The following is an 18,317-nucleotide window of genomic DNA, read 5'->3' as shown; positions in this document are numbered from 1 at the left end:
TTGATTCGAGGCTTCAAAAGGAAGGACCCTTCGAAGATATGTTCTTTTCCGGGCCTGTCCATGCGTTCGGCGGCATCGGCGGTTGTCCTCAATCCCGGTGAGAGTTTGTAGATAGGATTTGGCGCGGGAATAAAAAAGCTCTCCGCAGTTCTGCTGGCAAACAGCTTTGACTGATGATGTGAGGTGTCGCGGTTCGGGCCGGCAGCACAATGGCTTGGCGGCTAAACGGCTACAGGAGCCCCTTGGCCTTGAAGTCGGCGGCGAAGGTGGCAAGCGGCATAACGAGGGTGAGCGGTTTCCCTTGCAGCGGTTCGGCGCCGTAGCTGGCATACCAATGGGCGGCGCGCTCGCTCTTGGCATCGATGATTAGCAGGATCCCGCCGCCCTCGCTGGCGAGCCGCAGGCAACGGAGCGCTGCAGCAGCGATGAGCTGACCGCCTAAACCTTTTCCCGCCACCTTTACGTCGGTTGCCAAGCGCGCGAGCTTGAAGCCTGCGACTTCATGGCGTGCGAGGCCTCTCGTCATCTTCGGAGGCACGGCCTCATGCGTAACGGCAGAGGGCGCGACTGTGTAGAATCCGAGGATGCGATCAGGGTGGGCCTTGTCGATAGCGCAGAAGGTTTTCGCCGCATTCTGCTCATGGCTCTGCCGGGCGAAGCGCCGAATGAATTCGTTCATTGCCGCATCACCGCAACCGAATGAGGCCCGATCATGCGACTTAGCGATCGGCTCTTCATGCCAGACGGGGAGGGTCACAAGGCATCCGGTAGAGCAGAGATCGCGGCGCGTAGTCTCGCGTTTGGTTTGGGCGGGCGTTCAAGCAGGTCGAGGATGCGGATGAAATCGCGGCTCGAAACGGTCTCAACTTCAGCAGCCTGGATGACGGCTTCGGCTTCAGGTACTATCTTATCGAGAATGAAATCGGCCATATCCTTGTTCGAAAGGGCAGCTGCGCGCGCGATCATTGCCTTCTGCTTTGGCGGGATGCGCAGCTGGTAGCGTTCGGATTTATTGTCCGCGGTTCTCGGCATAACTATCTCCTTGATCTCAATATAACGTACACATAGTATGTGTACAAGAAGGTTTAAGGATGATCGCAGCATTCATGGCCGAAATCACCACGGCGGTCTGTTTGGCTGCTCGGCGTGACGCTTTCATCGCTCAAAACGATGAAGCCGTCGATGTTTAGCCACAGTTCCAAATTGATCTTGGACTTTGACGGGGGCTTGCGACGTCATTGAGCGCAATTGGCTGATATGGATGCCCCCAAGCGCTCCCTGAAGATGAAGCTGGCAGGAGCACTGCGGGCATTTGTAGCCAGCGCTCAGTCGAAAAATACATCTTGGTCCTCACCTGCGAACCTGAAGTCGCCTTAAGGCCAAGAACAAAATTAAAGATATTTGCGCTGCCGGCTTCACGTGTGAAGCTGAGATAGGAGCCGAATCGTTCGTATTCGACATTTTGAAGGTTTTGGATCGAGGCAAGAGTATCCTCGAAATCACGCCAGCACGCCTGCTTCACAATGATCTCGAAAATGCGTAGGACGGCCGGGGCGAGGCGTCCCTGGGCGTCGGTCGTTGGCCCAATGATCTTGGCGCGGATCTCAAGAATGTCGCCCATTTCATCTCCGCGAACCTTCAGGAAGGTCGAGCTGAGCGGACGCACCTCGTCCCGTTCGTAGATGCGCTGAAAATAGCATTCATAGCTGCGATTGCGCATCGATGCGGCTTTCCATTCGCTCATCTCGATGCCGGCCTCTCGAAGAGCACCGCAAATATTCGGCCCCGAGACGCGCCATATCCGCAGAAACTGACTTGCCAATTCCAGCTTCGGGACCTCGATCAGCTGCAGCGATATCGACATCGGCGGGAGGGTAGAAGGAGCCGCCGGATCAGGGCGGGCGGCTATGCGAGATGATCGGACAGCCTTATTGAGAGCTCGATGTTCATAGGGCCTGACCGGCTCTTTGAGGTGGTGGATTTCGCGATAAAAGACAACGATGCCTGCAAGAAGCAAAACGGGTATCAAAAGCCCCAAAAGCAGAGACCGGCGGTTGCTCAGCAACGGGAAATTCCGGTGCCAAAGCGGGCTGTCGCGAGGAGGATCGACTGCTGATAGCACTTTGTCCACGGCGCGACCTCACGAGAAAAACAGGAGCGGCTGCGAGCTCGAACTCAATCAACCTCGATCCTATTTGCGACCAACCGGTACGGGTCGGCGCGTGGACCAATCAGCCCTGCTGGCGACTCCTTCTCAGGCGAGCAACGGATATGAAAAACGGTACAGTCTGTCCGACTCACCTTCAACACTGCAAGTGTGAAGTCGCGTGTGTCGAGCGTCAAGCAGCAACCCCAGTGGACGGCGTTCGCCCTCTAGGTGTCGAATGACTATTTTCCGTCCGTTTTTCCCGTTTGTTTCGTGGCTGCCTTTAGCATGCCTTCCTGCAAGTCCACCTCGTCGGCAAGAATGGCGGCCGCCTCATCCAGCAGGACGTCTTTGGCGTTCTTGCGGGCATTCTCGATGGCAATATCAGCGCTCAGGCTGCGCTCGCCGGCCTCAAGGCCATCATCTCCAAGATCCTCGCCATCCCCTGCTTCCGCTCGATCCTTGAAGCGTTTCTCGCGAGCCGTCGCTTCTTTGCGACGCTCGGCTTCATTGAGGGAGATGACCCCTTTTTCGCGCTGGGCCTTGAGGTCGGCAATGTCTTTCAACAGGCGTTGGAAGTCCGGATCGCTGCCAACCCGCGCATCATGGCGGCTTTGCAATGTCGGCAGCAGCGTCGTGACAGTGTCAGCGGGCGTGTAGTTCGCGGGCTTGATCTCAGCCCACGGCAGCGCATTGTCATAACTGGTCTCCCCGAAAACAGTCGGATCGGACAGTCCCGGCAAGCCGATATCAGGCGTCACGCCGCGCAGCTGCGTCGTACCGCCGTTGACCCGGAAAAACTGGGCAATTGTCACTTTCAGCTCCCCGAACTCGGGTTTGCTGTTGCGGACGATCTGGTCAAGATCGATGACGGTTTGAACGGTGCCCTTGCCGAAACTGGGTTCACCGACGATTACGCCTCGACCGTAGTCCTGGATTGCCGCGGCAAAAATCTCCGAAGCCGACGCCGAGCCGCGATTGATCAGGACACCCATCGGACCTGTCCAGACAGGCGCTGCAAACTCAGCACTTTTAACCTCGATCTTGCCGTCGCTGCGACGTTGCTGAACGACCGGTCCATTGCCGATGAAGAGACCGGTCAAATCAATTGCCTCGTCCAATGAACCGCCGCCATTGTTGCGCAGGTCAATGAGAACGCTGTCGACCTTTTCCTGCTTCAGTTCGTCGAGAAGCTTGGCGACATCGCGGCTTGCGCTTTTGTAATCCTTGTCGCCTTTGCCCTTGGCTTCAAAATCCTCATAGAATACCGGCAGCGTGATGATCCCGATTTTACGCGTGGCGTCGCCCGCCTTCACGGACAGCACAGTCTTCCTGGCGGCCTGCTTGTCGAGACTGATTTTATCGCGCACCAGGCTGATGACGCGGTGCGTGCCATCTGCTCCGGCATCTGCCGGCAGGATGTCCAGCCGCACGACGGAGCCTTTTTTTCCGCGTATCATCTGCACGACTTCATCAAGGCGCGTGCCCACCACTTCCTTGATCGCCCCATCCTTGCCTTGACCAACACCGGTAATGCGGTCTCCGACCGCGAGCTTGCCGGACAGTTGCGCCGGCCCGCCAGGCACGAGCTCACGGATCGTCGTGTAGTCGTCGCGTTCCTGCAGCACAGCTCCGATACCAAACAGCGAAAGCTTCATCGAGACATTGAAGTCGGCTGAAGCGGCCGCGCCGAAATAGTCCGTGTGCGGATCGATCGACGTCGAATAGGCGTCCATGAACGACTGGAACACGTCGTCGCTTTTGAACTTGTAGGCGCGCTCGAGTGTGTTTTCGTAACGTTTGTCGAGCGTTTCGCGAATAGCCGTGTCGGTTTTGCCGCCGAGCTTCAGCCGCAACCAGTCGCTTTTGACGCGTTTGCGCCAAAGCTCATTGCTTTCGGCTTCCGACTGCGACCACGGCGCTTTATCGCGCAGCACCGCATAATTTTCCTGCGTACTGAAATCGAAGCCCTGCTTCAGCAGGCTGCGCGCGTAGTTCATGCGGTCGACAACGCGCTGTTCATAGGCGTTGAAAATCGCAAACGGGATCTTCAAGTCCTTCCGTTCTATCGCATCGTCGATCTCGTTGCGATCTGACATAAACCTGTCGATATCCGCTTGCAGGAAGAGCATGCGGTCCGGATCAAGTGACTTGATGAACCCATCCATGATCCTGGCCGACAAGGCGTCGTCGAGTGGAACGGGCTTGTAGCTATACCGCGAAAGAAATTGTGCGCTCAACTCAGCGGCTTGCGCCTGTCGCTTTAGCGGCGCCAAAACAGGCGGTGATGCGACTTCAGCATATGCGGACTGTGCAATTGCAAGAAATGCACCAAGGAAAACGTAGGCTATGCGCATGCAGCGTTGATCCAATTCTTTATGCCTGATGTCGATGTGCGATCTATGTGACGCAATCATGGTTTTTTGGCAACCAAGTGGCAAACGATGGTTTGCAAAGCCGCGGAAACATATCCGGCGCGTGGTCGGCGTCTCCGCAGCCGGCGCTCAATCCGCCTGCACGTCTTGCCAGGAGTCGAATGTCGCAGCCTGACCACGACGGTGTCCGCTGCGGTCGACGAGATCCCAGACGATGGCTTTCTCGATATAGAAACGCCGTCCTGACTTGGCGATGCGAAGTCCGCGGTAGTCGGCGATAAAGCCGTTGGCCGCTACGGCATTCAACAACCTGTCACGTTCCGCGCGATCGGGTGCCTCCGCCGAAAGACGCGATGGCAAAGTGATGAACTCGTCCCACGAATATTCAAAGCAGGCCTGAGCAGCGCGGTTTGCGTAGATGAAGCGCGGATCGGCGTCAGTGTTGTGGGCAAGGACAACCGCCGGCGACTGCTCGTAAAGCCATTCGGCACCCTGGCCCTTGGGCGTCAGGCTGCGTCCTACGCTTCGTTCGAAGCTTTCCGCCATCAGTGCGTAAAATTCGAGATCGTAAGACAAGTTGAGGCCGGCGTCGGTATAGTTGGCAGTCATGCTGCCCATCCTGAATTGCGGCGAGAGATCTTGAAGTGATCTTCTCGCTTGAAAAGGGGCTACAAAATCCTTTTGCGCTACAGAAAGTGCAAGCTCAAATGCGACCCGGTCAAGCCCGGCGATCGGGACTTCAGGCGTCGTCCTGCAGGTAGCGCTCCGCGAGCCTAGCCCACATGGCCGCACCTACCGTCAGGCTGGCATCGGCGAAGTCATATTTGGGGCTATGCAGGATGGCGGAATTCATGCCATTGCCGAGGCGCAGGAAGCTGCCCGGCTTGTGCTCGAGAAAGTGCGAAAAATCTTCGCTGCCGGGAATGAGCGGGCACGTCGCGACCTTGTCTTCGCCGATCAGTTCTGCCGCAACGATGCGGGCAAAATCCGTCTCGGCAGGGGAGTTGACGACGACAGGATTGCCGCGATCGTAGTCGATCTCGATCGAAGCATTGTGACCCTCGGCCACCGCGCGGGCTAGCTTCGTGATGCGTTCCTGCAGGAGATCGCGAATGCCAGGCTCGAAGGAGCGCACGCTCAATGCGAGCTTGGCATATTCCGGAATGACGTTGACGGCGTCGCCGGCATGGATCGTGCCGACGGTGATGACCGCTGTCTGGGTCGGATCGAGGTTGCGCGAGATGATCGTCTGCAGCGAGACGACGAGGTTGCACGCCACGACCACGGGATCGATGGTCAGGTGCGGCCGCGACGCATGGCCGCCTTTGCCCTTGATGGTAATCTCGACGGTATCCGACGCCGCCATCATCGGGCCGGATCGCAGCAGGATGGTGCCTTCGGGAGCGCCGGGGTGGTTGTGGAGGCCAAAGATTGCGTCGAACGAAAATCGCTCGAACAGGCCGTCGGCGATCATCGCCTGGGCGCCGCTATTCTTGCCCGCCTCTTCCGCCGGCTGGAAGATCAGCGTCACCGTGCCGTTGAAGCGGCGGGTTCGGGCGAGATATTCGGCGGCGCCGAGCAGCACGGTGGTGTGGCCGTCATGGCCGCAGGCATGCATCTTGCCGGGGGTGCCGCTGGCATAGGCAAGCCCGGTTTCCTCGACGATCGGCAGCGCATCCATATCGGCGCGGATGGCGATGCCCTTGCCACCCTTGCCGGCGCTGAGCCGCGCAACAACCCCATGGCCACCGACATTGCGGGTCACGTCGTAGCCCCAGCCTTCCAGCTTTTCCGCGACGTAACGTGCCGTTTCCGCTTCTTCAAAGGAGAGTTCCGGATGGGCATGCAGATACTGGCGGGTCGCCTTCAGGTCCCCCTCCATGGCTTCGAAGTCGGAAAGGCGGGCATAGGCATTGTCGAGCGTGGGCATGAAAACATCCAGTATTGGTCGAAAAGGACGATTGTTCCGACCCGAGGGCCGAAGCAGCGAGGTGACACCAGTCAGAGAAAACGGGCGAGGAAAGCCTGGGTTCGGGGATGTTGCGGATTGCCGATGACATCCTCGGGCTTGCCCATTTCAACGACATTGCCGCCATCCATGAACACCACCCGATCGGCCGCCTCACGGGCGAAACCGATCTCGTGGGTCACGACGATCATCGTCAGGCCCTGTTTGGCGAGATCGCGCATGGTGGAGAGAACTTCGCCGACCAGTTCCGGGTCGAGCGCAGAGGTGGGCTCATCGAACAGCATCAGCTTCGGCTTGATCGCAAGGGCGCGGGCGATGGCAACGCGCTGCTGCTGACCGCCGGAGAGTTGCCGGGGATAGCTACCCGCCTTTTCCGACAGGCCGACCCGCTCCAAAAGCCGCATGGCGTTCTCGGTTGCGGCCTTGCGGCTTTCTCCGTGCACACCGATCGGAGCTTCGATGATGTTCTGCAGCACCGTCATATGCGGATAGAGATTGAACTGCTGGAACACCATGCCGATCTTGCGCCGCTGGCTGGCGATCCCGTTGCTGGACAGCTTTTCCAGCCGGTTTTTACGAAGGCGATAGCCGATCTGTTCGCCATCGACTTCGATGAACCCCTTATTGATCGCTTCGAGATGGTTGATGCAGCGCAGGAAGGTCGATTTTCCCGAGCCGGACGGGCCAAGCACCACGACGACTTCACCCGGCATGACGTCGAGGTCGATCCCCTTTAGCACTTCGAGCCGGTCGAAAGATTTGTGGACGTTGCGGGCTCTGACGAGAGGTTTTGCAATTTCGGCACCGGTCAATGGCTTGCCTCCTCGGCAAGGGTCTCGGATTTGGCGGCAGCGGCGTTGTTGCGACGTTCGCTGCGCCCGTAATAGGCTTCGATATAGCTCTGGCCGAGATTGAGGATCGAGGTGATGAAGAGGTACCAGAGGACGGCAACCAGCAGCATCGGCACGATCTCGAAGGTGCGATTGTAGATCGACTGGACGGAATAGAGCAAATCGGCCATGGCGATGACGCTGACGAGCGACGTTGCCTTGATCATGCTGATCAGCTGGTTGCCCGTCGGCGGCACGATCGAGCGCATCGCCTGCGGAATGATGATCCGCCACAGCGCCCTCGCCTTGGTCATGCCGAAGGCTTCCGCCGTCTCGAACTGGCCGCGATCGACCGAGAGCAGCCCGCCGCGAATGATTTCGGCCATGTAGGCCGCTTCGTTCAAGGCAAGGCCGACGATCGCCGCCGTCATCGGCGTGATCACCGAATTGGTCTCCCAGCTTGCGAGCGCCGGACCAAACGGAATGGCGAGCGAAAGTTCGGGAAAAAGGGTCGAGAGATTGTACCAGAAGATCAGCTGCACCAAGAGCGGCGTGCCGCGAAAGAACCAGATGAACAGCGATGCCAGTGAACGGGCGAGCCGGTCATTAGACAGCCGGGCGATCGCCAGTCCGAGGCCGAGAACGATACCGATGACCATAGCGACCACCGTCAGGCCCAAGCTGACGTAAAGGCCACTGATCACAGTCGGATCGAAGAAATAGGCCGCGACGACAGGCCAGCCAAAATTCTCGTTATGAGCGACGATCCACAAGAAGTTCGCGGCAATCAGGAGCACGACCACCCATAGGATGAGCCTGCCCGTTTGAAAGGGCTTGTGGGCGTGGGCAACATCGCGGAAGTCCGCACCGCCCAAAGGCGGTGCGCCAATCGAATGGTGATCGCTCATTTCGGCAGGTTTCCGCCAAGATTGAGGCCGGGCTGCTTGATCATGTTGTTCTCAAGACCCCACTTCTTCATGATGGCGGCATAGGTCCCGTTATCCATCAACGCCTTGATCGAGTCGAGCAGAACGGGGCCGAGCGGGGAACCTTTCGGCACGACGGCGCCCTGGTAGAGATCGTCAAAGCCATTCTTCTGGCCAACGCCGCTCAGTTCCAGCTGGCCGTTTGCCTGAGACACGAAATATGTCAACGGTGCCTGCGAGGAGAAGAAGGCATCGGCGCGTTTGGAGCGGACTGCCAGGATCGAGCTCGGCTGGTCGGTGTAGGACTGCACTTCGGGCGCGGGCTTGCCGCCCGCCTTGCACTTTTCGACCTGGGCCTGGATCACCTTTTCGGCGGAGCCGCCGGCCATGACTGCAATGCGATTGCCGCAGGCGCTATCTAGCGAATCGATGGCCTTCGGATTGCCCTTCTGAACGGAGAAGACCACGTATTCCTGAACCCAGTCGATGAAATCATTGGCCTCTTCACGGGTTTTGAAGTCACCGATCGGGCCGAAGGCGAACTGGTATCGGCCGGAATTGATGCCGGCGAGCAATGCGGTCAGTCCGCTGACGGTTTCGTGCTCGATCGTAACGCCGAGCATCTGGCCGATTGCATCGGTCAGATCGGCGCTGGCGCCCGTCAATTTCGTGCCGGTGACGATCTCATAGGGAGGAAAGGAACCATTGTTGACGGAGATCATCTTGCCGTCCGTGCGGATCTTCTCCGGCAGGCGGGCGTGAAGCGCGTCGTTGACGGTCTGTTTTGGTACGGCCGCCTCCTCAGCGAACACCGACGTCGTCATCATCAGGCCCAGCAGGGCGGCGGAAGCGATCAATTTCGAATGCATGTCATTCCCCTTTTTGGTTTTGCGAAAATGGTAGTTCAACATGACGCGAAGAGTTTCACCGGGCCTTGGCGTGCCACGGAAACAGCTCGGCGGGTGTCAAAAGGCGCGGCATGATCTTCTGTTCGTAAAGTTCCTCGGCAAAGTCGGCGATCATTGCCTCGTTCTCGGCAAGCCCGCTGGCCCTCCAGGTCGGCGGCAGATCGGCCGCGCAGCGGCGCAGTTCGTCGATCATCCACGGTGTTGTGTCGGCGTATTTCTCACGCTTTTCCAGCCACAGACGCTGGGACTCGTCGATCAACTCGCTGAGTTCATCCATGATCCAGGGATGCTCCCGGACGATATCAGCCTTGAAGCCGATCAGATGCATGCCCGGGATATAGCCGACCTCATTGAGGTAAGCGACTTCAGCGGCGCGGAAATCATCCAGCACCTGTCGCAGGGGCGATTCCTGATCGAAGAAACCCTTCGGCATGAAAGGCGTGAACACGGCGTCGAGCCCGCGATCCAGCAAAAGATCGACCATCGGACGCTCGCCGGGGACAGCCTCGATGCGGCCAGGCCGTCCAAAGCCATCGAGCCGGTCGACGATCGGGTGAGCTTCCGTCAGGCGCCCGGCATACCACATGGCATCCTCAACGCCGACGCCCTCCCGGCGCAACGCAGCACGGGTCCAGGTATTTCCGGAATCGCGCCAGCCGGTTACGCCGATCTTCTTGCCGCCGAGATCGGACAGCGTGCGGATCGGACTATCCTTGGTGGTGATAATGCAGCGATGGCGGAAGCCGCGCATGATGAAGTTCGGCATGCCGACGATCCGATCATCGCCATCATGACGCATCTGCGAATAGCGGCTGAAGGACATTTCCGCGGCGTCATGCGCCGCGTCATCGGCGAGGCTGGAGACCAGCGTGCCTACACGATCCACTTTGATATGGAGACGGGAAGAACTGACGTCACCGAGCACCAGCGGTGTCATGTAATCCCAGTCTCTAAGGGCGATGCGAAGCGTTACAGGCATGCAAAAAACTCACTGAAATGGCTCGACGAGGGGCAAATTAAATGTTCAAAATAACGAGCACAAATGTTATTACGTTATTGAACATTTAAAGTGAGAAAAAAATGGGCGACGCGGTCGAAGCCTCCTGGTTTGCCGAAAAAATAGCCGATCGCAGCATCAGGGGGATCGCTCTCGAAACAAGCGCGCTGATCCGTGCCGGTGTCCTGCCCATCGGCACGCGCCTGCCGGCGATCCGCGATATCGCCTACGAATTGCATGTCAGTCCGGCGACGATCTCCGAAGCTTGGAGCGAATTGCGGCGGCAGAAGATCATCAGCGGCCGGGGGCGCAACGGCACCTGGGTCAGCGGCGACCGCTTTGTCGCCAAGCCGGAACGCCTCGCCAGCTCGGGAAACTATAGGGAAGGTGTGCTCGACCTTACCTTAGCCGGGCCGGATGCAGCACTTCTTCCCCGCCTGGCCGAAGCAATGGCCTATGGCGCGTCCGTCGACGATCTCAACAGCTATGAGCGGAGCCGGATCGTACCTGAGTTGAAGGACGCCGTTTCAGAGCGATGGCCCTATGAGGCGGAAGCCTTTCTGGCCACCAATGGCGGTTACAACGCCGTCTATACGATATTGCATGCGCTGGTCTCCTCGGGCTCGGCGGTCGCGATCGAACATCCGACCGCCATGCGACTGCTCGATATTCTGGAAGATCTCGGCGTGAAAATCATTCCTGTCGCCTGCGACGGCGAAGGCCCCCTGCCGGATTCGCTGCGCGAAGCTTTGCGGCAACGTCCCGCGGCCTTCCTGTTCCAGCCGCGGTTGCATTCCGTGACCGGCGTTACGGTCAGTTCATCCCGCCTCGATCAGCTCGGAGATGTGCTGGAAGACAGCGATACGCTTGTCATCGAGGACGATGGCGTCGGCGACGTGTCGGCGGCACCTCCGCAGTCGCTCGGTGGCCGATTTGCGGAGCGGACGATCCATATCCTGTCACTCTCGAAAAGCCTCGGCCCGGATCTGCGTCTCGCGGTCCTGTCGAGTTCCGCGGCTATCGTCGACCAGATCCAGTCTTACCGCTCCTTCAGTGCCGGCTGGACCAGCCGTATCCTGCAAAGTGCCGCCGCCTGGTTATTGCGCGATCCGGCAACCTGGCAGCTTATCGGCGAGGCGCGCGAGATCTATCAGCAGAGGCGCGACGCTCTTGCCGAAGCGCTCAGCGAACGGGGAATACCGATACCGCCAGGCCAGGGCCTGTGCCTCTGGGTGCCCGTCGTCTCCGAACCATTCGCGATGGTGACGCTCGCCGCACGCAACATCGCCGTCAACCCGGGCAACAAATTCTCCGTCTTGCCAAGCAGTCATATTCGAGTGGCGACGAGCACACTCAGCGATCGCTGCGAGGAAGCTGCCGATGCAATCGCGCTGGCTCACGCGCCGTGAAAGGCAGTGGCCGCAGCCCACGTCTCTGATCCCCTGTCATTTCGCGCAAGTCCGGAAACTACTTTCCCTCAAGCCATTCCTGCAGCTCTGCCTCCGCCCGCTCCAGAGCGCTGTAATTCAGGAGTTTGCGCAGGAAAGCGACGGTGACGGCGCGGGCGCGCAGATTGAAGCGGCCGTCCTCGTGGTCGTCACCGGCGCTCTGGTAGACGTCGAGCTTATCGTAAAGCTGCTGCAGACGGTTCTGCACGCTGCGCAGCGACAGGCCCCGACGTTTGGCGATGGCCCGGTCGGTGAGGCCGAGCGCGATATCGACGAGGATCTCGTATTCAGAATCGGTGAAGCCGTTCGTCTGGCCGAGGCTCTTCTGCTGCAGGCCCCGCACCTCGCGGTCGATGACGCACTGGCTCTCGATGAAGATCGAGCGCAGCGCAAGCTTCAGCCGCTCATCGGAGGCGGATTTCAGCACATAGCCATAAGCGGCGCCATCCGGCACGATGCGGGAGACGCCACGCACATAGGCCTCATCCGAGTAATTCGACCAGAACAGGATGCGCGTTTCCGGCCGCTCCTTCCAGATGGTGCGCGCCGCCTCGATACCGTTGCGGTTCGCCATCTGCAGGTCCATGACGATATGCGCCGACTTGTGGTCGCGGGCGAGCTTCTCGCCGACGGTTCCGTTCTCCGCCTCGATCACCGTGTCGCATTCCGGCAGAGCTGCGTTGACCGCCTCGTGCAGATAGGACCGGTGCAGCGGGTCGTCCTCGACGATCAGAACCTTCATGGTGCCCTCCTCCTCAGTTTGGCCCGATTGCCGGGTCGTGCGGTACGAGTGGCAGCACGACGCGCACCGCAGTCCCGCGATTGTTGTGGCCCGGCCCGGTCGTGAACCGCGCCGAAATCAGCCGCGCACGGGTCTTCATATTGTCGATGCCACCGCCGATCCGTCCCCGCGCTTTGGTGAGGCCGGTTCCGTCGTCGGAGATTTCGATCGATAGCCGGTCGTCATCGGCCTCGAGCCGCACGGTGACGGCGAGCGGGGCGGCATGGCGCACCGCATTGTTGATCGCCTCCTGCGCGATTCGGAACAGCGCGACGCTGACGGTCGGTTCCAGTCGCTCCAGTGCGCCGTGCGTTTCGTCGACAAGGCCCCATTCGATCCCCGATCCGCTGTCGCGGGTCGATCGGTCCAGATGATGCTCGATCGCCTGGGCGAGGCCGAAGAGCTGGAGCACCGAGGGTTTTGCCTGTTCGATGATCTGCCGCAGATCCTGCATGCAATGCTGCAGGGAACGGGAGATCGGCTCCAGCGCCTCGGGCGCCACCTCTCCGTTGCGCGACAGCCGATCGATCCGGCGGGCGAGCCGCGTCAGGTCGGCGAGCGTCTGGTCGTGCAAGTCCATGCCGATGCGCTGGCGTTCCTGCTCCAGGGCTTCGGTAAGCTTCAGCGCACCTTGCCGCAAGCCCTCCTCGCGGGCGCGGGCTTCTGCCTCGACAATGGCCGAGCGTTGCGCCTGCTCAGCCGCTTGCAGCGCGAAGAAATAGGGCGTCAGCAGGTCGGCGATAATACGGGCGCGTTCGATATCCTCCATCGTATAGACGCCCGCCCTGTGCGACGAACAGGAGAGCGCCGCGATGATCGTGCCCTGCACCTTCATGGGCACATGCAAGCGGCTCCTCAGCGACTGTTCGACGATCGGCCGCTTGAACGCGCCCTCGAAGTGGAAACGCGGGTCGGTCATGGCGTCGTCCGCCAGCAGAAAATCCACCTCGCCCCAGAGCAGCGAGCGGATGGGGCTGTTGACAACAGGAGCACCGGCAAGGCCGCCCCAGGCGGTCTCGATGCCCGTCTCATAGGCCGTGTGGTAGTTGCCGCCCTCAAGCAGCACGCAAACATCGAGATGGTCGTGCGGGATGATATGGGCGACCTCGGCCGCAACGGAACGGATAGCCGAGCGGAAGTCGAGCTGGCCCGCGAGCAGCCGGGAAATGCCGAGATAGTGGTCGAACATGGCTGCGGGTACGAGATGCAGCATCGTCAGTTCCTCCCCGAGGCCGCAGCAGGCTCCTCAACCCGCAGCGTCTCCTTCCCAGTAAGCGCCCGCGGACGCGTCGCCGTCTTGCGTAAACCCGCAGCTTGTTGCGCAAATCCCGCAAACGACTTGCCGCCTTGCCCCTGTACAGGCCGATCGATCTCCCGCATCCTGCCCTTACTGAGAGGAGGAAGCTCAGTGCAAGAACAATTTTCACTCGGACCCAATTGGGCCGGCAGGAGTGAAGCGATCCGCCGACCAGCGCGATCATCAGGGAGGAAGACATGACAATCCGTAAGATGCTTCTGGCATCGGCCGCTATTGCTTGCGCCGCGATGCCCGTTTCCGCCTTTGCCGATACGTCGGCCAAGAAGATCGCTCTTTCCAACAACTATGCCGGCAACTCGTGGCGCCAGGCCATGCTGACGAGCTGGGGCAAGGTGACGGGTGAAGCCGTGAAGGCTGGCACCGTTGCCGCAGCCGACCCTTTCACCACTGCTGAGAACCAGGCGACGGAACAGGCCGCTCAGATCCAGAACATGATCCTGCAGGGCTATGACGCCATCGTGCTCAACGCCGCCTCGCCGACGGCGCTGAATGGTGCGGTCAAGGAAGCCTGCGACGCCGGCATCACCGTCGTTTCCTTCGACGGCATCGTGACCGAACCCTGCGCCTGGCGCATCGCCGTCAACTTCAAGGAAATGGGCCGCAGCGAAGTCGAGTACCTGTCGAAGAAGATCCCGGACGGTGGCAACCTGCTCGAGATCCGCGGCCTTGCCGGTGTCTTCGTCGACGACGAGATCTCGGCCGGCATCCACGACGGCGTCAAGCAGTTCCCGCAGTTCAAGATTGTCGGCTCCGTTCACGGCGACTGGGCGCAGGACGTGGCGCAGAAGGCTGTTGCCGGCATCCTGCCGAGCCTGCCCGACATCGCCGGCGTGGTGACGCAGGGTGGCGACGGCTATGGCGCCGCTCAGGCGATTGCCGCGACCGATCGGAAGATGCCGATCATCATCATGGGCAACCGCGAAGACGAGCTGAAATGGTGGAAGGAGCAGAAGGACGCGAAGGGCTACGAGACCATGTCGGTGTCCATCGCGCCCGGCGTCTCGACGCTTGCCTTCTGGGTGGCGCAGCAGATCCTCGACGGCAAGGAAGTCAAAAAGGACCTCGTCGTGCCCTTCCTGCGCATCGACCAGGATAATCTAGAAACCAATCTCGCCAATACCCAGGCCGGCGGCGTCGCCAACGTGGAATACACGCAGGCAGACGCAATCAAGGTCATCGAGTCGGCAAAGTAAATCTCCCGGCGACTGCCGCGCGGCCGCAGATGGCCGCGCGGCATTTTTTGCAAGCAGGCATGGCGGGCAGCATGGATGAGGTTTTGAAGGCGGTGATCGCCGTCGATGGCGCCAAGGTGAGCTTCGGCGCGGTCAGGGCACTCGATGGCGTGACCCTCCGCGTCATGCCGGGCGAATGCGTCGGGCTCGTCGGGCACAATGGAGCCGGCAAGTCCACCATCGTCAGCGTCATCAACGGCGGCCTCACGCCGCACGAAGGAAGTGTGGCAAGCGACGGCGAGCGGCTGGAGCGCTACGGTATCAACGCGGCGCGTGCCCGCGGCGTGCGCTGCGTCTTCCAGGAGCTTTCGCTCTGCCCCAACCTTTCGATCGTCGAGAACACGCGCATCATGCATCGCCATCTCGGCGGCTTCGGCTGGCGCAGGCGCGCCGCAGAGATCATCGAGAAAAGCCTCGATGCCGTCTTTCCCGGCCACGGCATCGACAGCAGCCGGACCGTCGGCGATCTTTCGATCGCCGAGCGGCAGATGGTCGAGATATCAATGGCCTTTTCCGACGCCGGCATTGCACCCCGTCTGGTGATCCTCGACGAACCCACTTCGTCGCTCGATGCAAGCCTTGCCCGGCAGATGCTCGACTATGTTCGCCGCTTCATCGCGACCGGCGGGTCCGTCATCTTCATCTCGCATATCCTGCACGAGATCCTCGAAACCTCCGATCGCATCGTCGTCATGAAGGATGGCCGTGTCGTCGCCGAGCGCCCGGCGCAGGGCTTCGACCATCACGGCCTGGTGGAAGCGATGGGCACCGTTGCGAAAGAGGAGACCAAGCAGCGCTCGGCGCGCGAACAATCCACTGCCCAGCTCATTCTCTCCCATCAGGCGAAAGGCCTGCCCTTTGCGGCGCGCAAGGGTGAGATCATCGGACTGGCGGGTTTGGCCGGCCACGGGCAGACCGAGCTGCTGCTCGCCCTGCATGCCGCCAAATCCGGCAACTGGCTGCCGGAGCGCGATCCGCTCGTCACCTTCGTCGCCGGCGACCGACGCCTCAACGGCGTCTTCGAGCTGTGGAGCATCCTGCGCAATTTCTCCATCGCCTCGCTCGGTGACCTGTCCCGGCGCGGCCTCATCCTCGCGGGCGAAGAGGAGACGAAGGGCGCTGACTGGAAGCGGCGGATCGAGATCCGCACGCCCGACATGGACAATCGTATCCTCTCGCTTTCCGGCGGCAACCAGCAGAAGGTGCTCTTTGCCCGGGCGCTGGCGACACGCGCGCCTGTCGTCTTGATGGACGATCCGATGCGCGGCGTCGATGTCGGCACCAAGCAGGAGGTCTACGCGATCATCCGCGAGGAAGCGGCGCATGGCCGCACCTTCATCTGGTACTCGACCGAAATGGACGAGGTCCGCCTCTGCGACCGCGTCTATGTCTTCCGCGAAGGCCGCATCACGGCCGAACTCGCCGGCGACGCCGTCAACGAGAAGAATATCATCGCCGCCTCCTTCGAAGGGGTCGCCGCATGACGGTCCGGCTGTCGTCCGACGCCATGCGTCTTGCCATTCCCGCCTTGTCGCTGACGCTGCTGCTCGCCGCCGTCTTCTGGCTGCAGCCGCGCGCCATGAGCTATGTCGGGCTCAATTTGCTGTTCAACCTGGCTGTGCCGATCGCGCTTGCGACGATCGCCCAGATGATCGTGATGGCGGTCAACGATCTCGATCTCTCGATGGGCACATTCGTCAGCTTCGTCGCCTGCGTCACCGCAACCTTTCTGCGGGATGCCCCGGTGACCGGCGTGCTGATCCTTGCCGGCGCGATCGCAACCTATGCGGCGCTTGGCGTCGTCATCTATCTGCGCGACCTGCCCTCCATCGTCGTGACCCTCGGCATGAGCTTCGTCTGGGGTGGCCTTGCCGTATTGCTGCTGCCGGCACCGGGCGGGCAGGCGCCCGATTGGGTCCGCTGGCTGATGACCGTCAAGCCGCCGCTGGCGCCGATGGCGATCGTCGCCAGCATCGTCATCGCCGTGGTTGCCCATCTCCTCATCATGCGCTCCTCGCTCGGCGTGCTGATGCGCGGCATTGGCGGCAACCAGCGCTCGGTCGAGCGCGCCGGCTGGTCGATTGTCGCGGCGCGCGCTGCCGCCTATGGGCTTGCCGGCCTCTTTGCTGTGCTCGCCGGCATTGCCCTTGTCGGCCTGACCACCTCGGCCGATGCCAATATCGCACTGCGCTACACGCTGCTGTCGATCGCCGGCGTGATCCTTGGCGGCGGCGAGTTCATCGGCGGCCGCGTCTCCCCGATCGGCGCCGTCATCGGCGCGCTGACGCTGACGCTCGCCGGCTCGTTCCTGTCCTTCCTGCGGATCTCGCCGGACTGGCAGATCGGGGCCCAGGGCGCGATCCTGATCATCGTGCTCGCACTTCGTCTGATGCTGAACCGCCTGGAGAAGCGGGAAAAGCGCCGATGACCCCTCTCCTTCGCCTCTTTCGCAAACCCTGGATCTGGTCGTGGCTTGCCGCCTTTGTCGTCTGGTTTCTGACGATCATGGTGACGCTCGGCGCCAGCACGCTTGGCCTGTCGCAGGCAGCCCTCACCTTCGCGGCCTTCTCGGTCATCGTCGGCATCGGCCAGATGTTCGTCATCACGCTCGGCCCCGGCAACATCGATCTCTCGGTTCCCGCCACCATGACGCTTGCCGGCACGGTGGCGTTGAAGCTGATGAATGTCGAAAACGGCATGATCCTGCCCGGCCTTCTCGTCGCCATCGTCATCGGCCTTGTCGTCGGCCTCGGCAATTATGCACTTATCAAGGCGCTGCGCATTCCGCCGATCATCGCCACACTGTCCATGAGCTTCATCGCGCAGTCCGCCGCGATCTGGACGAACCGGGGACTGCGCATCAAGCCTCCGAGCGTGCTGGCGGAATTCACCACGTCGCACACGCTCGGCGTGCCGAATGTGGCGATCGCAGCACTCCTGATCTCGCTGCTGGCCTGGTTCTTGCTCGAAAAGACGATCTACGGGCGCTGGATCTCGGCGATTGGCCAGAGCATGCCGGCAGCCCGCATGGCCGGCATTCCGGTCGACGGCACGCGTTTCGTCACGTACCTCTTCTGCGCCGTTCTTGCCTCGGTCGCGGGCTATCTGCTCGCCTGCTTTTCCGGCGGCGCCGCGCTCAACATGGGCTCGGAATATCTCTTGATGTCGATCGCCGTCGTCGTCATCGGCGGCACGGCGGTCGCCGGCGGTGATTCCAACGTACCGGGCATCTGGGGCGCATCGCTCTTCATGTTCCTGGTCGTCTCCATGCTCAACACTTACGGGCTCGGCGCGGGCATCCGCCTGATCATGACCGGCCTCATCATCATCAGCGTCATCATGCTCGCCGGCGGCCGCCGGGCCGGCATGCGATAAACGGAAAGACCG

At 61.0% G+C, this 18,317-nt stretch carries 17 protein-coding genes; 5 read left to right on the top strand and 12 right to left on the bottom strand.

The window, feature by feature from the left end; genetic code table 11:
* Positions 1–229: 229 nt before the first annotated feature.
* The 10 genes from AC1D2N_RS12610 to AC1D2N_RS12565 form a co-directional block, all read right to left on the bottom strand.
* Positions 230–757 carry a GNAT family N-acetyltransferase gene (locus AC1D2N_RS12610; RefSeq protein ID WP_113543032.1) on the bottom strand — a complete coding sequence of 176 codons (528 nt, stop codon included), beginning with the start codon at positions 755–757 and terminating at the stop codon, positions 230–232.
* The gene (locus AC1D2N_RS12605) at positions 754–1,032 is read right to left on the bottom strand and encodes a type II toxin-antitoxin system TacA family antitoxin (protein ID WP_018245607.1); all 279 of its coding nucleotides are present in this window, start codon (positions 1,030–1,032) and stop codon (positions 754–756) included. Before AC1D2N_RS12605 ends, AC1D2N_RS12610 begins: the two co-directional genes overlap by 4 nt.
* 154 nt (positions 1,033–1,186) lie before the next feature.
* Positions 1,187–2,065: a DUF6030 family protein gene (locus AC1D2N_RS12600; RefSeq protein WP_113543033.1), complete on the bottom strand. Its 879-nt coding sequence runs from the start codon at positions 2,063–2,065 to the stop codon at positions 1,187–1,189.
* Between the two features lie 323 nt (positions 2,066–2,388).
* Positions 2,389–4,503 carry a carboxy terminal-processing peptidase gene (locus AC1D2N_RS12595; protein WP_113543034.1) on the bottom strand — a complete coding sequence of 705 codons (2,115 nt, stop codon included), beginning with the start codon at positions 4,501–4,503 and terminating at the stop codon, positions 2,389–2,391.
* 147 nt (positions 4,504–4,650) lie between these two features.
* On the bottom strand, positions 4,651–5,130 hold the full coding sequence (locus AC1D2N_RS12590; protein ID WP_165403373.1) for an MEKHLA domain-containing protein: 480 nt from the start codon (positions 5,128–5,130) through the stop codon (positions 4,651–4,653).
* A gap of 130 nt (positions 5,131–5,260) precedes the next feature.
* Positions 5,261–6,451: a M20 aminoacylase family protein gene (locus tag AC1D2N_RS12585; protein ID WP_113543036.1), complete on the bottom strand. Its 1,191-nt coding sequence runs from the start codon at positions 6,449–6,451 to the stop codon at positions 5,261–5,263.
* 71 nt (positions 6,452–6,522) lie between these two features.
* A complete protein-coding gene (locus tag AC1D2N_RS12580) occupies positions 6,523–7,302 on the bottom strand; it encodes an amino acid ABC transporter ATP-binding protein (protein ID WP_018245602.1) in 780 nt (259 codons plus the stop codon).
* Positions 7,299–8,228, bottom strand: coding sequence for an amino acid ABC transporter permease (locus tag AC1D2N_RS12575; protein ID WP_018516797.1), 930 nt, complete (start codon positions 8,226–8,228; stop codon positions 7,299–7,301). Before AC1D2N_RS12575 ends, AC1D2N_RS12580 begins: the two co-directional genes overlap by 4 nt.
* Positions 8,225–9,115 (bottom strand): ABC transporter substrate-binding protein, encoded by an 891-nt coding sequence (locus tag AC1D2N_RS12570; protein WP_026188692.1) that lies wholly within the window; start codon positions 9,113–9,115, stop codon positions 8,225–8,227. The genes AC1D2N_RS12575 and AC1D2N_RS12570 overlap by 4 nt, the downstream gene beginning before the upstream one ends.
* A gap of 55 nt (positions 9,116–9,170) precedes the next feature.
* Positions 9,171–10,133, bottom strand: a complete 963-nt coding sequence (locus AC1D2N_RS12565) for a substrate-binding domain-containing protein (protein WP_018516798.1) — start codon at positions 10,131–10,133, stop codon at positions 9,171–9,173.
* Positions 10,134–10,234: 101 nt separating this feature from the next.
* On the opposite strand from AC1D2N_RS12565, the gene AC1D2N_RS12560 reads away from it, so the two are divergent.
* Positions 10,235–11,560, top strand: coding sequence for an aminotransferase-like domain-containing protein (locus AC1D2N_RS12560; protein ID WP_026242327.1), 1,326 nt, complete (start codon positions 10,235–10,237; stop codon positions 11,558–11,560).
* Between the two features lie 58 nt (positions 11,561–11,618).
* Here the strand turns inward: AC1D2N_RS12560 and AC1D2N_RS12555 are convergent, their stop codons facing one another.
* Both AC1D2N_RS12555 and AC1D2N_RS12550 read right to left on the bottom strand, forming a co-directional pair.
* Entirely contained in the window at positions 11,619–12,341 is a 723-nt protein-coding gene (locus AC1D2N_RS12555) for a response regulator transcription factor (protein ID WP_003562390.1), read from the bottom strand.
* 13 nt (positions 12,342–12,354) lie between these two features.
* On the bottom strand, positions 12,355–13,593 hold the full coding sequence (locus AC1D2N_RS12550) for a GAF domain-containing sensor histidine kinase (protein WP_018245597.1): 1,239 nt from the start codon (positions 13,591–13,593) through the stop codon (positions 12,355–12,357).
* A 281-nt stretch (positions 13,594–13,874) separates the two neighbouring features.
* On the opposite strand from AC1D2N_RS12550, the gene AC1D2N_RS12545 reads away from it, so the two are divergent.
* The 4 genes from AC1D2N_RS12545 to AC1D2N_RS12530 all read left to right on the top strand — a co-directional run bounded on the left by AC1D2N_RS12545 (position 13,875) and on the right by AC1D2N_RS12530 (position 18,305).
* Positions 13,875–14,891 carry an ABC transporter substrate-binding protein gene (locus AC1D2N_RS12545; protein ID WP_018245596.1) on the top strand — a complete coding sequence of 339 codons (1,017 nt, stop codon included), beginning with the start codon at positions 13,875–13,877 and terminating at the stop codon, positions 14,889–14,891.
* Between the two features lie 71 nt (positions 14,892–14,962).
* On the top strand, positions 14,963–16,414 hold the full coding sequence (locus tag AC1D2N_RS12540; RefSeq protein WP_032990289.1) for a sugar ABC transporter ATP-binding protein: 1,452 nt from the start codon (positions 14,963–14,965) through the stop codon (positions 16,412–16,414).
* A complete protein-coding gene (locus tag AC1D2N_RS12535; RefSeq protein ID WP_018516800.1) occupies positions 16,411–17,358 on the top strand; it encodes an ABC transporter permease in 948 nt (315 codons plus the stop codon). The genes AC1D2N_RS12540 and AC1D2N_RS12535 overlap by 4 nt, the downstream gene beginning before the upstream one ends.
* The gene (locus AC1D2N_RS12530) at positions 17,355–18,305 is read left to right on the top strand and encodes an ABC transporter permease (RefSeq protein WP_018516801.1); all 951 of its coding nucleotides are present in this window, start codon (positions 17,355–17,357) and stop codon (positions 18,303–18,305) included. The genes AC1D2N_RS12535 and AC1D2N_RS12530 overlap by 4 nt, the downstream gene beginning before the upstream one ends.
* The last annotated feature ends 12 nt before the right edge of the window (positions 18,306–18,317 follow it).

The organism is Rhizobium sp. P1_B8, assembly GCF_056406515.1.
The sequence above is the reverse complement of the archived record's forward strand: the minus strand, read 5'-3'. Positions and strand labels throughout refer to the sequence as shown.

Coding starts and splice junctions, on each gene's coding strand:
- AC1D2N_RS12605 (WP_018245607.1), bottom strand. CDS start 1,032: ATGCCGAGAACCGCGGACAATAAATCCGAACGCTACCAGCTGCGCATC.
- AC1D2N_RS12595 (WP_113543034.1), bottom strand. CDS start 4,503: ATGCGCATAGCCTACGTTTTCCTTGGTGCATTTCTTGCAATTGCACAG.
- AC1D2N_RS12590 (WP_165403373.1), bottom strand. CDS start 5,130: ATGACTGCCAACTATACCGACGCCGGCCTCAACTTGTCTTACGATCTC.
- AC1D2N_RS12585 (WP_113543036.1), bottom strand. CDS start 6,451: ATGCCCACGCTCGACAATGCCTATGCCCGCCTTTCCGACTTCGAAGCC.
- AC1D2N_RS12575 (WP_018516797.1), bottom strand. CDS start 8,228: ATGAGCGATCACCATTCGATTGGCGCACCGCCTTTGGGCGGTGCGGAC.
- AC1D2N_RS12570 (WP_026188692.1), bottom strand. CDS start 9,115: ATGCATTCGAAATTGATCGCTTCCGCCGCCCTGCTGGGCCTGATGATG.
- AC1D2N_RS12565 (WP_018516798.1), bottom strand. CDS start 10,133: ATGCCTGTAACGCTTCGCATCGCCCTTAGAGACTGGGATTACATGACA.
- AC1D2N_RS12560 (WP_026242327.1), top strand. CDS start 10,235: ATGGGCGACGCGGTCGAAGCCTCCTGGTTTGCCGAAAAAATAGCCGAT.
- AC1D2N_RS12555 (WP_003562390.1), bottom strand. CDS start 12,341: ATGAAGGTTCTGATCGTCGAGGACGACCCGCTGCACCGGTCCTATCTG.
- AC1D2N_RS12550 (WP_018245597.1), bottom strand. CDS start 13,593: ATGCTGCATCTCGTACCCGCAGCCATGTTCGACCACTATCTCGGCATT.
- AC1D2N_RS12545 (WP_018245596.1), top strand. CDS start 13,875: ATGACAATCCGTAAGATGCTTCTGGCATCGGCCGCTATTGCTTGCGCC.
- AC1D2N_RS12540 (WP_032990289.1), top strand. CDS start 14,963: ATGGATGAGGTTTTGAAGGCGGTGATCGCCGTCGATGGCGCCAAGGTG.
- AC1D2N_RS12535 (WP_018516800.1), top strand. CDS start 16,411: ATGACGGTCCGGCTGTCGTCCGACGCCATGCGTCTTGCCATTCCCGCC.
- AC1D2N_RS12530 (WP_018516801.1), top strand. CDS start 17,355: ATGACCCCTCTCCTTCGCCTCTTTCGCAAACCCTGGATCTGGTCGTGG.